This window comes from Streptomyces sp. NPDC002785, from assembly GCF_040295565.1.
Taxonomy (GTDB): domain Bacteria; phylum Actinomycetota; class Actinomycetes; order Streptomycetales; family Streptomycetaceae; genus Streptomyces.
This window is the reverse complement of the sequence record NZ_JBEOVN010000148.1, coordinates 1-18,496: the sequence shown is the minus strand read 5'-3', so window position 1 is coordinate 18,496 and position 18,496 is coordinate 1. Positions and strand designations below refer to the sequence as shown.

The 18,496-nt window shown below is 69.3% G+C and carries 14 protein-coding genes and 3 pseudogenes; 7 read left to right on the top strand and 10 right to left on the bottom strand.

Annotation, left to right across the window (positions count from 1 at the left end; translation table 11 throughout):
• Nucleotides 1–323 precede the first annotated feature (323 nt).
• From ABTZ94_RS27470 to ABTZ94_RS27455, 4 genes are all read right to left on the bottom strand, one after another.
• The gene (locus ABTZ94_RS27470) at nucleotides 324–2,510 is read right to left on the bottom strand and encodes a permease (RefSeq protein WP_351204466.1); all 2,187 of its coding nucleotides are present in this window, start codon (nucleotides 2,508–2,510) and stop codon (nucleotides 324–326) included.
• Nucleotides 2,507–3,160: an ABC transporter ATP-binding protein gene (locus ABTZ94_RS27465; RefSeq protein ID WP_351204464.1), complete on the bottom strand. Its 654-nt coding sequence runs from the start codon at nucleotides 3,158–3,160 to the stop codon at nucleotides 2,507–2,509. Before ABTZ94_RS27465 ends, ABTZ94_RS27470 begins: the two co-directional genes overlap by 4 nt.
• A 145-nt stretch (nucleotides 3,161–3,305) precedes the next feature.
• A complete protein-coding gene (locus tag ABTZ94_RS27460; protein WP_351204462.1) occupies nucleotides 3,306–3,431 on the bottom strand; it encodes a hypothetical protein in 126 nt (41 codons plus the stop codon).
• 347 nt (nucleotides 3,432–3,778) lie between these two features.
• Nucleotides 3,779–3,940, bottom strand: coding sequence for a hypothetical protein (locus tag ABTZ94_RS27455; RefSeq protein WP_351204460.1), 162 nt, complete (start codon nucleotides 3,938–3,940; stop codon nucleotides 3,779–3,781).
• Between the two features lie 335 nt (nucleotides 3,941–4,275).
• Here ABTZ94_RS27455 and ABTZ94_RS27450 point away from each other — a divergent pair.
• Together ABTZ94_RS27450 and mihF are read left to right on the top strand one after the other, a co-directional pair.
• Nucleotides 4,276–4,965, top strand: a pseudogene (locus tag ABTZ94_RS27450) (recombinase family protein); the annotation flags it as partial.
• 268 nt (nucleotides 4,966–5,233) lie between these two features.
• On the top strand, nucleotides 5,234–5,509 hold the full coding sequence (gene mihF, locus ABTZ94_RS27445) for an integration host factor, actinobacterial type (protein ID WP_351204468.1): 276 nt from the start codon (nucleotides 5,234–5,236) through the stop codon (nucleotides 5,507–5,509).
• 183 nt (nucleotides 5,510–5,692) lie between these two features.
• Here mihF and ABTZ94_RS27440 read toward each other — a convergent pair whose 3' ends face one another.
• Complete coding sequence (locus tag ABTZ94_RS27440) at nucleotides 5,693–6,031, bottom strand: hypothetical protein (RefSeq protein WP_351204458.1); 339 nt, start codon at nucleotides 6,029–6,031, stop codon at nucleotides 5,693–5,695.
• Between the two features lie 101 nt (nucleotides 6,032–6,132).
• Between ABTZ94_RS27440 and ABTZ94_RS27435 the strand changes: the two genes are divergently transcribed.
• Nucleotides 6,133–6,351: a hypothetical protein gene (locus ABTZ94_RS27435; protein WP_351204456.1), complete on the top strand. Its 219-nt coding sequence runs from the start codon at nucleotides 6,133–6,135 to the stop codon at nucleotides 6,349–6,351.
• Between the two features lie 204 nt (nucleotides 6,352–6,555).
• On the opposite strand, the gene ABTZ94_RS27430 is transcribed toward ABTZ94_RS27435, so the two are convergent.
• The 3 genes and pseudogenes from ABTZ94_RS27430 to abc-f all read right to left on the bottom strand — a co-directional run bounded on the left by ABTZ94_RS27430 (nucleotide 6,556) and on the right by abc-f (nucleotide 9,788).
• Complete coding sequence (locus ABTZ94_RS27430; protein ID WP_351204454.1) at nucleotides 6,556–7,857, bottom strand: erythromycin esterase family protein; 1,302 nt, start codon at nucleotides 7,855–7,857, stop codon at nucleotides 6,556–6,558.
• A gap of 183 nt (nucleotides 7,858–8,040) precedes the next feature.
• A pseudogene (locus ABTZ94_RS27425) lies at nucleotides 8,041–8,112 on the bottom strand (antibiotic acetyltransferase); the annotation flags it as partial.
• Nucleotides 8,113–8,168: 56 nt separating this feature from the next.
• Nucleotides 8,169–9,788: a ribosomal protection-like ABC-F family protein gene (abc-f, locus tag ABTZ94_RS27420; protein ID WP_351204452.1), complete on the bottom strand. Its 1,620-nt coding sequence runs from the start codon at nucleotides 9,786–9,788 to the stop codon at nucleotides 8,169–8,171.
• Nucleotides 9,789–9,942: 154 nt separating this feature from the next.
• Here abc-f and ABTZ94_RS27415 point away from each other — a divergent pair, with 154 nt between their 5' ends.
• On the top strand, nucleotides 9,943–10,590 hold the full coding sequence (locus ABTZ94_RS27415) for a TetR/AcrR family transcriptional regulator (protein WP_351204450.1): 648 nt from the start codon (nucleotides 9,943–9,945) through the stop codon (nucleotides 10,588–10,590).
• Here ABTZ94_RS27415 and ABTZ94_RS27410 read toward each other — a convergent pair.
• Together ABTZ94_RS27410 and ABTZ94_RS27405 are read right to left on the bottom strand one after the other, a co-directional pair.
• Entirely contained in the window at nucleotides 10,573–11,103 is a 531-nt protein-coding gene (locus tag ABTZ94_RS27410) for a reverse transcriptase domain-containing protein (protein ID WP_502967315.1), read from the bottom strand. The genes ABTZ94_RS27415 and ABTZ94_RS27410 overlap by 18 nt on opposite strands.
• 9 nt (nucleotides 11,104–11,112) lie before the next feature.
• A pseudogene (locus tag ABTZ94_RS27405) lies at nucleotides 11,113–11,361 on the bottom strand (IS1380 family transposase); the annotation flags it as partial.
• Nucleotides 11,362–11,695: 334 nt separating this feature from the next.
• Here ABTZ94_RS27405 and ABTZ94_RS27400 point away from each other — a divergent pair.
• From ABTZ94_RS27400 to ABTZ94_RS27390, 3 genes are all read left to right on the top strand, one after another.
• Nucleotides 11,696–12,310 (top strand): helix-turn-helix domain-containing protein, encoded by a 615-nt coding sequence (locus tag ABTZ94_RS27400; protein WP_351204448.1) that lies wholly within the window; start codon nucleotides 11,696–11,698, stop codon nucleotides 12,308–12,310.
• Nucleotides 12,311–12,315: 5 nt separating this feature from the next.
• A complete protein-coding gene (locus tag ABTZ94_RS27395) occupies nucleotides 12,316–13,713 on the top strand; it encodes an MFS transporter (RefSeq protein WP_351204446.1) in 1,398 nt (465 codons plus the stop codon).
• Between the two features lie 294 nt (nucleotides 13,714–14,007).
• The coding region (locus ABTZ94_RS27390; RefSeq protein ID WP_351204444.1) for a non-ribosomal peptide synthetase at nucleotides 14,008–18,496 on the top strand (4,489 nt) is incomplete at its 3' end.

Genomic DNA, 18,496 nt, shown 5'->3' with positions numbered 1-18,496 from the left:
CGGGGCTCAAGCCCCGCCCAGGCGTCCGGGATGCGTGCGGTCCTCGTCGCATCAGGGGAGGTCACCCGACGCTGTAGCGGGCGGTGTCGTCCCTCCGGGTGATGAAGCGTCAGCGGTGTTGCGGGTGAGTAGGAGCAGCGGTTCGGCCACCGCCTTCACTGAGTCCGGGCAGACCAGCTCACCAGCTGAGGAACGGCTCCACTCCGCCTCGATTGTGCACCGTACGCGGAGCACGACCGCGAATGGTGGTGACAGTCCACTCCGCAGACCCCCGAAACAAGATCACCTGCCTCTACGAAACCCGGACATCCCGAGCAGTCCACTCAGTCTGCTTTTGGTCTCCAGAATGGTGCGGCACGTCGGGCGGAATGCGCCGCGAGGAGGCCGATGGCCACAGCGGCCAGGGAGAAGCCGGTGGCTGCGGTGGCCAGGACCGGCCAGGAGAATCTGCCCTCCCGCAGGGAGATGACGAAGAACAGTGAGTGCCAGTTGGTGATGAAGGTCGCGAGGGCGGTCGCGATCAGCAGCGGTACAGTCAGATACCACAGGGCGATCGTACGAAAGACCTGGTCGTTGCCGGTCAGAACGCTCAGTGGTGCCAGTCCTACTCTGATGCGTACGAACTCTGCGGCGGCGCTGATCAGCCCTGCCACGAGCAGCAGCGCCAGGCCGGTACCGCCGAAGAGGAAGAGCCAGTTGTTGAGGCTGTTCTTCTGTTGGGCGCCGATCACCCAGGTTTCTCCCGGGGTGTCGACGTTGATGCCAGGGTGGGCAGCGTAAGCGGCTTTTTCGATCTCGGCACGGTGTCCGGGTTCATCGGTGGTGACGATGAGAGGCCCGTTGATCTGACTGAAGGGCAAGTCGCCGTTGACGGCCCGGACAGTGAGGTTGCCTGCGTAGGGGCGGGCCAGTTCTTCCAGCCGGGGATCGCTCGTGGTGACCTGCTGTGCGGTGTCCGGGCAGGGCAGGCGCAGGGACGTCAGGTCGGGGCAGGATCCCGCCAGGTCAATGCGAGGGTGGTCGCCTTCAGGGTGGGTGGTCGCGACCAGGAGGTGAGTTCCGGCGGGAAGGTCGCGTGAGAAGTTCTTGACGGCGCCGGAGGTGAGGGTGCTGCTGTGGACGGTGTAAAGGGTGTCTCCGACACGTTGGGTTATCCGCTGGGCGGCGGCGGCGCTGTCTCCCAGGCGGCTGTTCCAGACCTGGAGGTGGCTGATGAGACCAATGCCGATGATGAAGACCACGGAGAGACGCACCAGGACGCCCGGGTGCGCTGCGGTCCAGCGGCCTGCGATGAGTCGGCCGGGATTCCCGTTGCGGTAGCCGCCGGCAGCGATCCGTTTGCCGTTGGCGACGCACAGCTGGGCGATCACTGAGGGCAGCATGGCCCACATCAGGACGGTGCCGGCCAGGAAGATCGCGATGTCCGGGCCCTTGGGGGCGTACTGACTAAAGGCGATCGCCAGAACGCCGACCACGCACAGGGCCATGCGCCATTTCGGCAGACGCGAAGTGGACGTACTTGGCCGAGTGGCCGTCTTGGAGCGTTGCACCCGGTGCAGGATCACCACCAGCAGCAGTGTCAGGACCAGGGATACAGCAAGTGCGCCGACCAGTTCGGGCCACGCCCGGCGCGTGTCGGCTGTGCTGATGATGTAGCCGGTGATAGTCAGGCGCACATCGGTGGACAGCAGCAGTGCGGCCGGGATGAGAGCCACCAGGGTTCCGGCAGCGGCCGGTACGAACGCCTCCCCGACGTTGATCACGGCTCGGTGGGCCCATGAGGCGCCCAGGGCGTTGATGAGCTGGCTTCGGCGATCACGGGTCGCCGATCCGACGCGGGTGGCTACAACCAGCAATGCCAGAGCTGGTACAGCCATCAAGACGGCAATAGCGCCGCCGGTTTCGACCGCCGTGTAGGGATAGATGTCCTGATTCATCGGAAAGAGTTGGCCGAAACCGGTGATGTACTGCCAGGAATCTGCTGCGGGGTCAACCGGCGGGTGGGCCGGGCGGACATAGGCCATACGCTCGGAGGGGGACCTCAGCCCCTGCGGGTCGATGGTTCCGGCGTAGCGGCCGTAACGGTCGAGGCTGTCGTAGTCCTCAGCCGCCCGGGCCAGCTCGGGAGAGAAGAAGGCTTCGCCGGGGCGGGGCCAGCGGGAGAGCCCTGGCGGTGGAGGACTCTTGGGCGCGAGCGGCTCGATGTAGATGACGCCGTGTGGTGAAGTACCAAAGGAATCGAAGGCTTCCTTCCACAGGGCGGTGGCTTGCTGGGCGCTGCCGGTCACAATGGGGCCGCGGGCAGTATCACGCTGGGTGCGCCCGTCGAACGTGGCAGTGGTGGTGGCAAACGTCAGGGCGGTCAGGGCCAGGACGGCCGAGGCTGCCATCAGTGCCCAGGAGCGCAGTCGCGTGCCGGGCGTCGTTCGTGCCGCGGCCAGACCGACTCTGAGAAGCTGGATCCACAGTCGACCCGGGCGGCGGGTCTGGGCGGGGTGCGAGCCGATCACGCGGGTGTTCCTCGGTGGGCGGGGACGAGAGTGCTCTCCTGCAGCTCAAACGCATGCGTGGCACGTTCGGCGATGGAGGGATCGTGGGTGACGACCAGGAGCGCGCAGTTGCGTTGGCGGCAGATGCGGAAAAGCTGGTCGGCAACGTTCTCACGCGCTTTGGGGTCGAGCGCGCCGGTCGGTTCATCCGCCAGCAGCACGGGTGGCTGCGCGATCAGGGCCCGGGCCACTGCGGTGCGCTGGCGTTCTCCGCCGGAGAGCATCCCCGTGGGGGTGGTGCCATGGGGGACATCGAGTTCGTCCAGGAGCCGGGTGGCGGCGTCGTAGGCCTGATGGTGGTCAGAGCCGTCCAGGAGCATGGGCAATGCCACGTTTTCCACGGGCGTCAGTTCGGGGAGCAACTCGCCGAACTGGAAAACCATGCCGAGGTGTTTGCGGCGGGCCTTGGCCAGGGAGCCGGGCAGCAGACCGGTCAGACGGTGCCCTCCAGCGGTAATCGTGCCGGAGTCGGGTCTGATCAGGCCGAGTACGCACATCAGGAGTGTGGACTTGCCTGACCCGCTGGGCCCCGTGATGGCCACGGACTCCCCCGGAGCCACGGTGAGGTCGACATTGTTGAGCAGTACGCGGTCTTCGACCTGATAAGTCAAGCCCTTTACCCGAAGGCCATCGCCCAGCGGCGGTGTGGGGGTCACAGCACGTCCGTATTCTCGAAGAAGGCAAGCTGAAGAGGAAACGGGTACCGCCGGGCAAGCCGCACCACTGCCCGGCGGGCGGTGTTGCGGTGCGGCCAGGTTACGGGGCGACCCAGCCCGAGCAGTCGTCCGAGGCCCAGTCGTTGTCGTCGCAGGCATTGAACTTGATGACCTTCGAGCCGTCACCCGAGATCACGCGGGTCTTGTAACCACTCTGGTTCCACAACGTGCGGAGGGTACCGGCGCTGTCCTGCCGGTAGTACTCGGCCTTGCCCGGGTCACCGTCGTCGCTGCCGTCGTAGACGGAGATGAGCCCGCTGTCGTTATTTCACGGGCTGGTGGCAGTGACGCCGCCGCCGGTGGCGCTGAGTGCCATGGCGCTGGTGGTGGGCACCGCGATGCCGATGGCCAGCACTATGCCAGCTATCGCCTTGATCCTGCGCATGAGTGTTTCCCTCCCCTTGAGTTAACCGGTGCGGCTCTTGTGCCGCCCAGGTCAAGGATTGATCATGCATAAGTCAAAGGATCTTCACACCAAGATCACCTAAGTATGGCCGAATCACGCCATGGGACTCAGTAGTCCGCGCCAGACGGCTGCTCGCGGTCCACGGCGGCGGAGACGAGCACGCGGTGCGCGGCGACACGCTGGCGGTCGAGGCTGTTCACCGCCTCTGGCTTCCATGCGATCGTCACCTTGTGGGGGAACCGGCGCTGAAGCTCGGTCTGAAGTTCCACAGTGGCCGCCGGACTGTCCATCGAGTACGCCGAGAAGTCGATGCTCTCGCCATCCAGGCGGAAGACTGCGGTACCAAGCCTGAGCAGGGTGCTGGAGTGTGCACGCCAGGGCGACGTGCCACTCGCCGAGCGTGTCGACGCCGAACTCCGCCGTCGGGGCGTGGCGGCAAGGAGACGGCGAACCTGTACGCGAAGAAGTGGAAGCCCCGAGGAGTTCTCACAATCGGTCCTTTGCCAGAGCAAGATCAAGAACGGGCCGCCGGACCCTCGCTGATCGCGGTTCGGTTCTCAGAACCCGTTCTCACTCAAAAGCGGGACGGACCCCCTTCTGAGACTTGCATTGTGCGAAAATCCGGGCCCATGACGGACCCTCAGCAGCCTTCCCCGGCCGGCCGACCGGTCGGACGCCGACGACGTCGAACAGCACACCTCCGAAGTGTGACGCACAGCCGGGCTCGCCGTGCCGCTCGCGCGGCGGCGCGGTCGCCTCCGCCTACCACACCCGCCGCTTCACCCTGGTGCCCCGCCTGAAGAAGGCACTGCGGGTTCCCACCCCCGCCGACCGCGCGCCGGGCCGGCCGTGGCGGCCCGGCACCCCGCCCCCGGCGCCCGTCGACCCGGACCTGCCCAGCGCCGACATCCGCATCGGCTACGCCCGCTGCTCGACCCTCGGGCAGGAACTCGACTCCCAGCTCGACGCGCTCGCCGCCAAGAACATCCCCCGCGACAAGATCTTCGCCGAGAAGATCAGCACCCGGGTACGGGTCCGCCCCCAGTTCGAGGCCGCGCTGGCCGCCGCCCGGGAGATCAAGGCGCATGCCCCGCACTGCCGGGTCATCTTCACCGTCTACGAGATGAAGCGGCTCGGCCGCGACGCCGCCGAACTCACCGCGCTGGCCGACCACCTCACCGCCCACGGCCTGGTCCTGGAGATGCTCGCCGGACCCCTGCCCGGCATCTACGACCCCAACGGCCCCGGCAAGGTGCTGTTCGCGTTCTTCGCGGCGATGGCGGAGACCGAGCGGGAGAACATCCGCGAATCGACACTGGAAGGGCTCGACACGGCGGCCCGCAAGGGCAAGCACGGCGGCCGGCCGCCGGTCATCACCGACGACATGCTGCACACCGTGCTGCGGCGGAGGGTGAACGGCGAGTCCGTCGAGCAGATCCAGCCCGACCTGATCATCCCCACCGGCAAGCGCAAGGACCAGAACCCCTCCGTCGCCAGCATCTACCGGGCCCTCGCCGAGCACGCCAAGCGCGAGGCGTACCCCGAAGCCGTCGCCCAGGCTCATGCTGGAGAAGGCAGCCGCCGCGCGCAAGGAGCGGGCCGAGGTGAGGGACGCCCTCAAGCACGGCCAGCTCTCCCTCGCCGATGTGCTGGCCAGCGACTCCGAAGCCATCCGCAAGATGCCCGTGCGCACCCTGCTCGCATCACTCCCCGACATCGGCAAGGTGCGCGCCCAGAAGCTGCTGGACGAGATGGAGATCTCCGACAGCCGCCGCATCCAAGGTCTGGGCATCCAGCAGCGCGAACGTCTCCTCGAACGGTTCACGCGCAAGCGCTGACGCCGCCCGGCAGGGGCTCCTGCGCCCGTAACCGCGCGTACCTGCTGTTCGTTGTCCCGCGTGAGGCTCCGCGCCCCGGTGAACGAGACCTCCGGCCCATGCCGCACCTCCCGTGCAGAGGAGGGGCATGGGCTGTTGTGTTCAGCGCACCCCGTAAAATTCTGCGCCGGCCAGGGTGTCGGGCTACCGCTGGCGCAGGTCGTACGGACTGATCTCTTCGTACCGGTCATCCTCATCAAGGCGACCGAAGCTCTCTTCCCAGCGTTCCGGCCAGTTCGCTGGGCCGCCGACCCGGAACCGATGATCCGCCCACTGCGGTTCGGCCACACAGAAGGCGTGCACCTGGGGCTGCTCGTCACCAACACGACGGACGAACTGCTCGTCGTAGATGAGGAAGTGACCCATGTCGTCGCGGTCCTCGCGGACTTCCTCGGGCAGGGTGACCACCCGGGTCACCTTGGCGTCGTCAACGTCGACTTCGACCATCACCGGCACCACGTACTGGACCCACCGCTTCGCCACCGCGGCCCCGCCCTTCGCATCGCGTCGTCGGCGGCACGCTATCGGCACCTGACCCGCCCGGGGGGACTATGCCCAGGGCGTCACCCTCAGCTACTTGTCGGGTGGCGACAGCTATACGAGAACAGGGACCAGCATGGGCGAAGAAGCTGAGCGACAAGGACCGACGCGGCCTGACCGCGCTGTTCTGGTCGAACGTCAACCCGTACGGCACCTTCCGCCTGGACATGAGCAAGCGCATCGACCTGGGGCCGGCCGCCGCCGTGCCCCGTCCCCGAACCCCGGCGGAGGCCGCCGACCGATCGAGCACGGAGATGCGATGAAGGACTTCGCCGACCTTACCGACCCCCAGCTGAACGAAGCCGCGCGGCGGGCACCGGGGCCGGTCACGGTGAGCACATCGCCGGGCACCCCCAGGACTGCCGACCAGTCGGCGGCGGACTCGGCACCCGGGACGGTGAGGGATGGTTCCGGCGCTGGGTCCGGGTGTATTTGCTCGGCCTCACCGCCCGGGTCATTGGCCCTTCTCACATGTTTTTGAGGTCGTCGGCAACGGTGGAGGTCGGGGTGTGGAGGATAGCGTCGAACGCCTCAAGGATGGGGGTGTGGAGGTAGGCGCTTTGGATCCGGATGCGGTCGGGGCCCGGGGCAAGGTCGGCTTTTCCATAGGCCTCCTGCGGGCGTGCCTGGTGGAGATCGGCGATGCTGAGCCCGAGTTCGGCGTCGGCGAATGCGGCTTCGATGCTTCCCGGTTCGGCCGGCTCCAGCGCGGTGGCGTCGATGGTGAAGCCGAAGGGCGTGTTCTCGTCGCGGGGCATGTCCGCGGTATGTCCGATGGTGCTCACCAGGCCGAGGGCGAAGTAGTCATCGCCGAGCGCGCGGTGCAGGTGCTGTCCCATGGGGAGTCCCGTGAGGTGGCCGTTGAAGGCCACCGGTGTCTTCTGAATGTGGGCGTTGTGAGCCGCCAGCACGACGCGGGTTCCGGGTTCGAAGCGTCCCAGGTGCCACAGGACCGACTCGGCCATGTAGACGTCGCGGGCTGAGGTGTCGGCGGTCAGCCCTTTGCCGGCGAAGAGGTCGGCCATGGCGCGGAAGGTGTAGTCGGCGTGGCAGGCGCCTTCGAGTCGGCGCACGGCGATGTCGTAGCTGTGCTGATCGCCGCGGGAGACATACAGCGGTTCGACAGAGCGGAACCGGATGAGCAGGCGCGTCAGGGTCGCGCTGAGGGCGTCCTGTTCGGCGGTGGCCAGGCGTCCCCACGCGGGCGCGGCGACGGCCGCGGAGCCACCGGCGAACGATTCGGCAATCCGTATCGCCTCTTGGACGACCGGCAGGGTTTCGGGATCGATCCGGCGCAGGTAGTCGGCGACCGGGGCCAGGGCGGGAAGCAAGGACCCACCGGCCGCCGGGATGTCGATGCCTGTGAAGCGCACCGGTGTTGAGGCGGTTCGGTTGTGCCGGCGTATCCAGCGCAGCGGCTCGTCGACTCCCACGGGGATCGTCTCGGCGAGGTGCGCCGACAGGTCGTCGTCCGTCCCCTCACCCTGGGCCCACACGTCAAGGGGGAAGCCTTCGCTGAAGCCGTACTCGAAGGCCAGGACGGTGAATCCGCAGTGCTCGGCCAGGAACCGCAGGATGCGCTCGCGCATGGATGCGAACTCGATAATGAAGTGGGAACTTTCGCCGATCGCGACGACACGTGCGTCGCCGATGATGGCGCGCAGCGGCTCCAGATCGTCGAGTGGTGCCTCGGGATCGAGGTGGTCGAGGGGGACGGCGTGGGTGCGAAGCCAATTGGCGAACGGGGTGGGGTGGGGCGAAGCAGGCATGCTGACAGCTCGATTCTCGGTGCTGGAATGGTGGATCGCGGATAGGGGAGCGGGTCACCGCGCAGGTCGTCCTGGGCCGGGTTCGTTCAACGGTCCGTGGCGCTGGGGGTTGTTGGGTCCAGACGTTCCGTTTCCACGTGCCCGGGTGCCGCGTTCTCGGGGGTCCTTCTCCAGGTCGTCGATTTTCAGCAGCACCACCCGCGGCTGTTCGGGCATCGGGTGCACCACGGTCGGGTCGGCGGGAACAGGCGGCATCACGAATTTCATCCTTCCTGAGCGATGTCTGCGGGTGTCTGCGGGTCCGGAGGACCTCAGCACGTGGCGGCGGACGTATCAGTCGTCTGTAAGGCCAGATGGGCGCCCCGCCAGTGCCGACGCAGCCGGCGGTCATGGCTGACGATGACGAGCGTGCCGTTGTACCCGCTCAGAGCGGTTTCCAGCTCCTCGGCGAGGGCGGGCGAGAGATGGTTGGTGGGTTCGTCGAGCAACAGGACGTCCGATGGCGCACTGAGCAATCGCGCCAGGGCCAGACGCTGCAGCTGCCCGGTGGACAGCTGGCCGACTGGCACCGCGAGCTGGTCGCGGTCGAACAGGCCGAGGGACAGTAGCTGTCCGGCGTGTCCGGCGGCCTCTCCTGTCCGGCCACGGGCGAAGGCGGCCAGCACGGTCTCGGCCGGTTCCCCGGGTCGCGGTTCTTGGGGGAGGTAGCCGATCCTGCCGCGGCAGGTGACGCTTCCGCTGTCGGGAGTGACGTCTCCGGCCAGGACGCGCAGCAGGGTGCTCTTGCCCGCTCCGTTCGGCCCCGTGATCAGCAGGCGCTCGCCCGCCGTGACGGACAGGCAGGTGCGGGCAAGCCGATCCGTGACGGCGATGTCGGCGGCGTCGAGTACGACGCCCTGTAGGCGGCGGGTCCGCAGTACGAGAGTGAAGCGCAGTGGCTCCGGCGGGGGCAGAACCGGGTCGGCAAGGAGGCGGCGCAGCCGTTCCTCGGCGTTGCGCACCCGGCTGGCCAGCGATTGCTGCACGCGGCCGCCCGCCCGGTCGTAGGCCAACTTGTTGCCGTCCTTCATCGGACGGCCCGGGGCCACCTGGCGGGCGGTGGTCGCGGCTGCCTCGCGGAGCCGGTCGATGTCGGCCCGCCACTGGTCGTGCGCCTGGGCCCAGCGCTGCCGGGCAGCCGTCTTCTCGGCGAGGTAACCGGTGTAGCCGTTGCCGTACCGCACGACGCGACGCGTGTCGGCGTCCACCTCCAACAGGCTGGTCGCAACCCGTTCGAGGAAGACCCGGTCGTGGGAGACCGTCACGGTGGTGCCCCGCCGGGCGCGCAGGTGCTCTTCCAGCCAGCTCAGGGCACCGTCGTCGAGATGGTTGGTCGGCTCGTCCAGCAGCAGCACCTCCGGCGCCGCCGCCAGGCAGGCCGCCAGTCGTAAGCTGACCCGTTCTCCGCCGGACAGGGTGCCCACCGTACGGTCACGGCCCACCAGCCCCAGGCCCAGTCCGTACAGGGCACGCTCCACGCGGGCGTCGGCGTCGTAGCCGCCGCGCAGCTCGAAGACCGTGAGCAGTTCGCCGTATTCGGCCATGCCGGACTCGTCACCGTCGGCCATCGCGGTCTCCAGACGGCGCATTCGCTGCTCGACCGCACGCAGATCGCTCAGCCCCCGGTCGATGACCTGCTGGACCGTCGCCTGCGCCGCCAGTTGCTCGTCCTGGGCGAGATAGCCGACCCCGCCGGTGGCCTGGACGACGACCTCGCCCTGATCGGGCCGTTCACGCCCGGCGAGCAGGCGCAGCAAGGTGGTCTTGCCCGATCCGTTCTCACCGATGATCCCGGTGCGCTCGCCCGCGGCGAGCGAGCAGGTCACCGAGTCAAGAACGAGCCTGCCGTCGAAGGACTTGCTGACGGCGAGTGCAGTGATCTGTGTAGGCATGCAGAGACTCCAAAGCATTCGAGAACGAGGTGGCCGTCGAGGGTTGCGCGGCCGGGCGAACGCTTCGGAAGAGCATCGATCACTCCACTAGTGCGACAACTGCTGCTTTAAGATCTTGCCATAACGACGACGCCCCGAGCAAAGGTATTCAGCGATGACTCCCGCAGATCCAGGACCGGAAGGCACCCATCCGCCGCCGACCCGCCGCCGGCCCGGGGGCCGCACCGCCCGTATTCGTCAGCAGGTGCTCGACGCAGTCGTCGCCGAGCTCGGCGAACACGGTTATGACGGGCTCACCACCGACGCCGTCGCCGCCCGCGCCGGCGTGCACCGCACAACGGTGTACCGGCGCTGGGGGGACGTCGGCGGCCTGCTCGCCGACGTTCTCGACGCGGCGTCCGACGACGACTGGCAGCCACCGGACACCGGCTCACTGGAAAGCGACCTGGCAGCACTGAACCAGGAGATCCATGCAGCCCTGACTGCACAGCCATCGATCATGGCAGCACTGATCGCCGCCTCGTTCCGCTCCGAGAAAGCCGCCCAGGCCCAACAGCGGCTCTGGGAGGACCGGTACGCCCGCTGCGAAATCATCGTCAGCCGGGCTGTCCGGCACGGCGAACTACCACCGCACACCGACGCTCGGCAGCTGCTCATCGCAGCCACCGCACCGCTGTACCACCAACTGGTGCTCCTCCGCACGACACCCGATCCGCAACTGCCCGGCCATGCAGCCAGAACCGCTGCCTTCGCCGCAGCCGCCGGCGCCTTCGCCGAGCCCCCGTCAGCATGCAGTGCCTGAGCGAGAGTGACGATGGTGTGCCCTCTTGCCTCTGGTGGACATCCTCCCGCCCGGCTCCCACGGCTCCATCACGTGCTCGTCGAGCGTGGACAGGGCAATGTTCGCCAGCAGCGGGGAGAGGTTGCCGCCCTGCGGAGTGCCGGTGAAGGTCTCCTCGCGGCCGCCGCCCTCAGTGAGGACGCCAGCCTTGAGAAATGCCTTGACCAGCCGCAGCACACGCTTGTCCTTGACTCGCGTTCGCACCCGGTCCATCAGGGCCGTGTGGTCGATGGAGTCGAAGCACGCCTCGATATCCGCATTCAGCACCCAGCGAAAGCCGTGGGTGCCGTAGCGGTGGATCTCGGCGATTGCGTCGTGTGCGCGCCGCATGGGCCGGAAACCGTAGGAGACCGGCAGGAAGTCGGCCTCGAAGATCGGCTCCAGCACTAGCTTGAGGGCTGCCTGGACCACCCGGTCGGAGACGGTCGGGATGCCGAGCTTGCGCACCTTCCCGCTTCCGCCGGGCTTGGGGATCTTGCGTTCGCGGACGCCGAGCTTTTTCGGCTCGGCGGTGGCGGGTTCGCCGTCCAGTAGCAGCGTCTGCGTCCAGGCGGACGGGTCGGTAGCGGTCGGCGCGAGTTCGAGCCAGGCCGCGTTGATGTGGAAGTGCCGGGAGGGGAAGCGGCCGAAGCCGGTGGTCTTGCCGCAGAGGATACGGTCTTCGACGCGGGCGTGTGCGCGGTGGCGGACTTCCAGGTGCTGCAGGGAGCCCTCGCCGTAGAGCGTGTCGGTGAGGAAGGGTTTGGGGGCCTGGAGCGCATCCTGGACCAGGCGAACGCGGTCGGCGCCCTCATCGACCACGCGCTGTGTTCCGGGAGCCCAGGTACCCCGTGAGCGGAGGCGGCGCCATGGGGCCCGGCGGGCGCCCCGAGGTCGACCGCGGCGCGCTGCCGTTCCTCTACGCGCGCCGTACAGGAAGAGGTCCCTCCTGCGGTACGGAGCTCAGCCGTGAGTCGGCGTTGGTATCAGTCCGTGTACCGCCGGAATTCAGCCACCTCCTCGACTGCACAGATTTCTGTGCACAGAAATCTATGCACAGAAGTCTTTGTCATCTACCTTGGGCCTCATGGAACCTCCTGAGCAGCCCTCCCAAGTGCAACTGACCGCTCGTAACCTGCGGGGCGTCGCACATCCGCTGCGGGTGCGGATGCTGACGGTCCTGCGGACGGAGGGGCCGGCCACAGCCACCACGCTCGCCCGGCGGCTGAACCAGAACACCGGCGCGACCAGCTATCACCTGCGCCAGCTCGCCGAGTACGGCTTCATCGTCGAGGCGCCGTCCCGGGGCGGCCGCCGTGAGCGCTGGTGGCAGGCGGCGCACGTCAACACGGTCGTACGGGACGATTCGGTGCTGGCGGGCGATGACGGTCTCGGCATCGCCTATTTGCAGGCGCTCGGCCGGGTCTGGTCCGACGCGATGACGACCGCCATCGACGCGACCACCTCGCTGTCACCCGAGTGGCGCGACGCCCAGGACTTCGGCGACTACGTGCTCACGCTCACCCCGGCCGAGGCCGAAGAGCTGTCGGCGGAGATCCACCAACTGCTCCGCCGACGCAACTCCCCGCCCGAACCGGCAGGTTCGCCGCTGCCCGAGGGCGCGGCGCGAGTCGCCTTCCAGTTCCAGTTGTTCCCCACCAGCGCAGACCGGCATGTCTCCCACCCCACCGACTCGGAGTGAGAAAGATGACCTCTCGGCACGAGGCCGCCCAGCAGGCGGCGGACAGTGGCACACGCACACCCGCCCCGGACGCCCCGGACGGCGGGCCCCGGGTCCTGCGCGGACTGGTCGGCATGCTGTCGGCCAACGCGGCGTCACTGTCGGCCAATCGGGTGCTCTCGATCGCCCTGCCCTGGTTCGTCCTGACGACGACCGGCAGCGTCGGCAAGACGGGTCTGGTCGCTTTCTGTCAGATAGTCCCCTACGTGGTAGCCCAGGCGCTGGCGGGGCCGATCATCGACCGCGTCGGCCCCAAGCGCATCAGCGTGGCCGGCGACCTGGCCTCTACCGTCGCGACGGCCACCGCTCCGTTGCTCTACCTGACGGGACACCTGTCCTTCGGCCTGCTGCTGGGGCTGCTGGCCGTGGTCGGCGCGGCGGACGGCCCGGCCAACGGGGCCAAGGGGCTCTTCGTGCCCGCGGCCACCCGCGCGGCCCGGGTGCCGCTGGAACGGGGGACCGGTCTGTCGGCGGCGGTCGAACGGACCGCGACGACCATCGGACCGGCCGTCGCCGGTGTGGTCGTCGCCTCCTTCGGCAGCCTCTACGCCCTGTGGATCACCGCCTGCCTGTTCGGTGTGTCGGCGCTGGTCGTCTCCACCACCCTCAGCGACCCGGTGCCCGAGCCGCACGAGACGCCGGTCGAGGAGGCCGAGGGCTATCTCTCGCGGCTGCGTCAGGGCGCCGTGTTCCTGCGCGACGCCAAGCTGCTGCGGTCCATCGTGTGCATGCTCGCCGTGACCAACCTGCTCGACCAGGCGTTCATTTCCGTGCTGCTGCCGGTCTGGGCGAAGGAGACGGGCAACGGTGCGGGAGCCATTGGCCTGGTGGTCAGCGTCTTCGCCGCGACATCGATCGTTGCCGCGCTCGTGGCCGCGGGAGTGGCCGAGCGGCTGCCCCGGCGTGCCGTCTATCTGATCGGCTTTACGCTGGGCGGCGTCCCGCGCTTCGTGGCCATGGCCACGGGGGCGCCCCTGTGGCTGGTGCTGGTGGTGCTGGCGGTGGGTGGCCTGGGCTCAGGCTTTGTCAATCCGATCGTGGGGGCCGTGACGTACGAACTGATCCCCACTCCGCTGCTGGGACGGGTCAAGACGCTGGCTCAGGCCGTCACCTGGGCGGGCATCCCCTTCGGCGGGCTGCTGGGCGCGGGACTGGTGACGGTGACGGGCACCTCGGGCGCGCTGTGGATCGTGGGCGGGCTCTACCTCGTCGCCATCGGTGTGCCGGCCCTGAACCGGGAGTGGGCGGGCATGCGCAAGCGGACGGTGTCCGACGCGAGCCCCGTCGGCACTGAGCACGGGAACGGGAGCATGGCCAGTACGGCTTCCGTTCCCGGGGAATCGGCGGCCAAGGAAGTCGCGTAAGCGGGGGTACGGGACCGGCACCGGCCGGGCGGTGGACCGCCCGCCGGCCGCCGGTTCCGTACCCCCGCCTCTACCCGGACGGCAGATCTCCGCCACGGCGAGCGGAACTCCGCTGACCGGGCGCGGTGTTCACGCCCGGACCGGCGTAAGTGTCCACGCCCGGCGGGCAGAAGTGGCCACGTCCGGCGGGCAGAAGTGACCAGTTATCTCCTCCAGATCGCTCTGCGAGCATCGGATTCGGCTGAGTTTCCGAGGGTTTTCGCAAACGGTCGATGACGAGGAACTGGTGGACACATGACGACGAAGCCGATGATGGCCGCGGCCTCCGGCCAGAGGGCCGAGCAGGGCGGTTTCTCTCCTGCGGAAGCCCGCATCGCAGCAGTGTGGAATGCGGTGCTCGGCGCCGAGGTGACCGAGGCGGAGGGCGAATTCTTCCGGCTCGGCGGAACTCTCCCGCAGGCGGCGGAAATGGCACGCCGGATCGCGGAGGAATTCGGTTCGGAATTCGGCGCGGAAACACTGCCGGAGCCGTTGACGGTGCGGGCGGTGGCGTCGTTCCTCGCGGAGGAAGCTCTGCTGCGGGCCCACCGGCTGTTCGAGTCGGCCGACTTCGATGCCGAGGGCGCGACGGACGCCATGGACGCCCTGGTGGCGGCCGGGGCTCCGGACGACGCTCCGGTCATCCCCCGCGCGCCCCGGCACGGACGTCCGCTGCCACTGTCGTTCGCGCAGCACCGACTGTGGTTCCTGGACCAGTTGGAGCCCGGCCGGGCCGAGTACCTGATCCCCATGGGACTGCGTATCCGCGGCCCGCTGGACGTCCCGGCGCTGCGCGCGTCGCTGTCGGAGCTGGTGAGCCGGCACGAGGTGCTGCGCACCCGCTTCGCCGGCGACGCGGACGGCAACCCCGGCCAGGTCGTCGACCCACCCCGGCCGCTGCCGCTCGCCGTTCACGACCTGCGATCCGTCGCTGGACAGGATGCGCGCGAGGAGGCGGCCGCCGCGCTCGTGGACACCGAGGGCTTCCGCCCGATGGACCTCGGCACCGGACCGATGGTGCGTGCGCTGCTGATCCGGCTGGCCGACGAGGAATACCTGCTCAATCTGACGGTACATCACATCGCTTTCGACGGCTGGTCGGCGGGGGTGCTGTCCCGGGAGCTGACCGCGCTGTACGGCGCGCGGGCCGCGGGCATGGCCGCCGGCCTGTCCGAACCTCCCCTCCAGTACGCCGACTTCGCGGTCTGGCAGCGCCAGTGGTTCACCGGCGAGGTGCTGGCGGAGCAACTGGACTACTGGCGCGCCCGACTGGCCGGCACCGAACCGCTGGAGCTGCCCACCGACCGCCGGCGTCCGGCGCGGCGCAGCGGCAACGGTGCCATGCTCACCTTCCGCGTGCCGGCGGAGACCGCCGACGGCGCCCGCAGGCTCTCCAAAGAGACCGGCGCGAGCCTGTTCATGACCCTGCTGGCGGTCTTCCAGGTGGTGCTGTCGCGCTACAGTGGCCAGGAGGACATCGCGGTAGGCACCCCGATCGCGGGCCGCAACCGGGCCGAGATCGAGAACATGATCGGCTTCTTCGTGAACACGCTGGTCATGCGCACGGACCTGTCCGGCGACCCGACGTTCGCCGAACTGCTGGCCCGGGTCAAGGAGACCGCGCTCGGCGCCTACGACCACCAGGACCTGCCCTTCGAACGCTTGGTGGAGGAGCTGGCTCCTCAGCGGGACCTGTCGCGCAATCCGCTGTTCCAGACGATGTTTGTCCTCCAGAACACCCCCGACAGCCGGTGTTGGGAACTGCCGGGCCTGACCGTGCGGCAGCTCGACGTGTCCGCCCAGGACTCCAAGTTCGACTTCACCTTCTACGCCACCGAGGCCGCCGACGGCGCTCTGGACGGCACCGTCGTGTACTCCACCGACCTGTTCGACGAAGCCACGATGGTGCGACTCGCCGGGCACTTCGAGACGCTGCTGGCTGCCGCCTGCGCCACCCCGGACGCCCGGCTGTCCGAGCTCCCGATGCTGACCGCCGCCGAGCGCCGGACGATCCTCGGCGAGTGGAACGGGGCAGACACCGACGCCCCGGACACGGTGACCGTGACCCGGCTGATCGAGGAGCAGGCCGCTCGCCACCCCGACGCGCCGGCCGTGACCTGCGGTACCGATCGGCTGACCTACCGTCAGCTCGACGAGCGGGCCGAGTTGATCGCCGGTCTGCTGCGCGAGCGCGGTGCCGGGCCGGGCACTCTGGTCGCGGTCTGCCTGGACCGCGGTACGGACATGGTGTGCGCGCTGCTCGGCATCCACAAGTCGGGGGCGGCATACGTGCCGCTGGATCCGGCGTACCCCACGGACCGGCTCGCCTACATGGTCGTGGACAGCGGCGCCCCACTGATCGTCACCCAGTCCGCGCACACCGGCCGCCTGCCCGCCCACACGCCCACGCTGCTGCTGGACGGGTACTGGCCAAAGCGGCCGCACACCGCCTCCGCCGGTCCGGTGGCGCAGGCCGGCCCGGACGACGTGGCCTACGTGATCTACACCAGTGGTTCCACCGGCCGTCCCAAGGGCGTACAGATCACCCACGGCGCGCTGCGTGCGCGGATGCGGGAGACACGCCGTGAGCTGGGGCTCACGTCCGAGGACCGGGTCCTGCAGTTCGCCTCGATCGCGTTCGACTCGTCGGTGGGTCAGATGTTCGCCCCGCTCGTCTCCGGGGCGGGGCTGGTGCTGCGCGACGACACCTGGGACCCGGGCCGGCTGGCGGCGGCGCTGCGCGAGCACCGGATCACGGTGGCATGGCTCACCCCGTCGGCGTTCGGGGCGCTGGCCGCCGACCTGGACGGGCCGGACGCGCTGGGCCCGCAGCTGCGGCTGGTCCGGCTCGGCGGCGAGGCGCTCCAGCGGGAACAGGTCCGGCAGTGGTTCCGGCACTGCGCGGTGCCTCTGGTCAACGGTTACGGCCCCACGGAGGCCGCGCAGGAGGCGACGACCGCCAGGATCAACGGTCCCGTCGACCGGGTGCCGATCGGCCGGCCGGTCGCCAACGTGAAGGTGTTCGTGGTCGACCGCCACGGTCGCCCGGTGCCGGTGGGCGTGCCGGGCGAGATGTGGATCGGCTGCCCCGGGCTGGCCCGCGGCTATCTGCACCGGCCCGAGCTGACCGGCGAGAAGTTCACCGTCGTGGACGTGGACGGCACGCCGCGGCGCGTCTACCGCACCGGTGACCTCGCCCTGTGGCTGCCGGACGGACGGCTGGAGTTCGTGGGCCGCTCCGACAACCAGGTCAAGCTGCGCGGCTACCGCATCGAACTGGGCGAGATCGAGACGGCGTTGCTCGCCCACCCCACGATCACCGGCGCCACCGTCGTGCTGCGCGAGGACGTTCCCGGTGTGCAGAGGCTGGTGGCGTACGTGGTGCCCGTGGGCCCCCTCGACGCGAGCGCGCTGCGCACCCACCTCCAGCGCGACCTGCCGGACTACATGGTGCCCACGGCGTTCGTGCCGCTGGAGCGCATCCCGCTCACCCCGAACGGCAAGACCGACCGCCGGGCACTTCCCGCGCCTGCCTCCGACCGGTCCGGACTGGGCGCCGCCTACACCGAGCCGCGCACGGACACCGAACGCACGGTAACCGAGGTGTGGTCCGAGGTGCTCGGCGTCGACCGGATCGGCGTGCACGACGACTTCTTCGCGCTGGGCGGGCATTCGCTGCTGGCCACCCAGGTTGTGTCGCGGCTGCGCCGGCGGTTGGGTGCCGATGTGCCGGTGCGCACGCTGTTCAGCGCGCCGACCCCGGCGCTGTTGGCCGCGGCCGTGACGGAGCTGGATGGCACGGAGGCTGGCCGCATCCCGGCGGCGCCGCGCCACAGCGCTCCGCCGCCACTTAGCTTTGCGCAGCAACGGCTTTGGTTTCTGGACCAGTTGGAGCCGGGCCGGGCCGAATACCTGCTGCCCTTCGCCTTCCGCATCCACGGCCCCCTGGACACTGACGCCCTGAACGCCGCGTTCACCGCGGTGGTGGCGCGCCACGAGATCCTGCGCACCCGGTTCGGTACGGACGCGGCGGGCCCCCCGGCGCAGCTGATCGACCCGGCGCGGCCGGTGCGGATGCTGGCACGGGACCTGCGCCGGATGGGTGACACGGCCGCCCGCGAGGACGTCCTGGCGGAGGTGCTGCGCGAGGACGGACTGCGGCCGGTCGACCTCGGCACCGGACCGATGCTGCGCGCGCTGCTGGTGCGGCTGGCCGACGAGGAGTACGTCCTGGCGGTCACCGTGCACCACATCGCCTTCGACGGCTGGTCGGTGGGCGTGCTGGTGCGCGAGCTGTCCGCGCGGTACGCAGAAGCCCTCTCGGACCGCTCCGGCACGCCCGGGCCGGATCCGCTGCCCGTGCAGTACGCCGACTACGCGGTGTGGCAGCGCGCCTGGCTGTCCGGTGCGCCGCTGGAGCGGCAACTCGCCTACTGGCGCGATCGGTTGGGTGGACTGGAGCCGCTGGAGTTGCCGACCGACCACGCGCGGCCGGCGGAGCGCGGCGGGCGGGGCGAGGTGGTCCGGTTCTCGGTGCCCGCCGAGGTCGCCGCCCGCGCCCGCGCGGTGTCCGCCGAGAGCGGCGCGAGCCTGTTCATGACCCTGCTGGCCGTCTTCCAGTTGCTGCTGGCCCGCTACAGCGGGCAGCGGGACATCGCGGTCGGCAGCCCGGTCGCCGGTCGTAACCGTGCCGAGACGGAGGATCTGATCGGTTTCTTCGTCAACACCCTCGTCCTGCGCACCG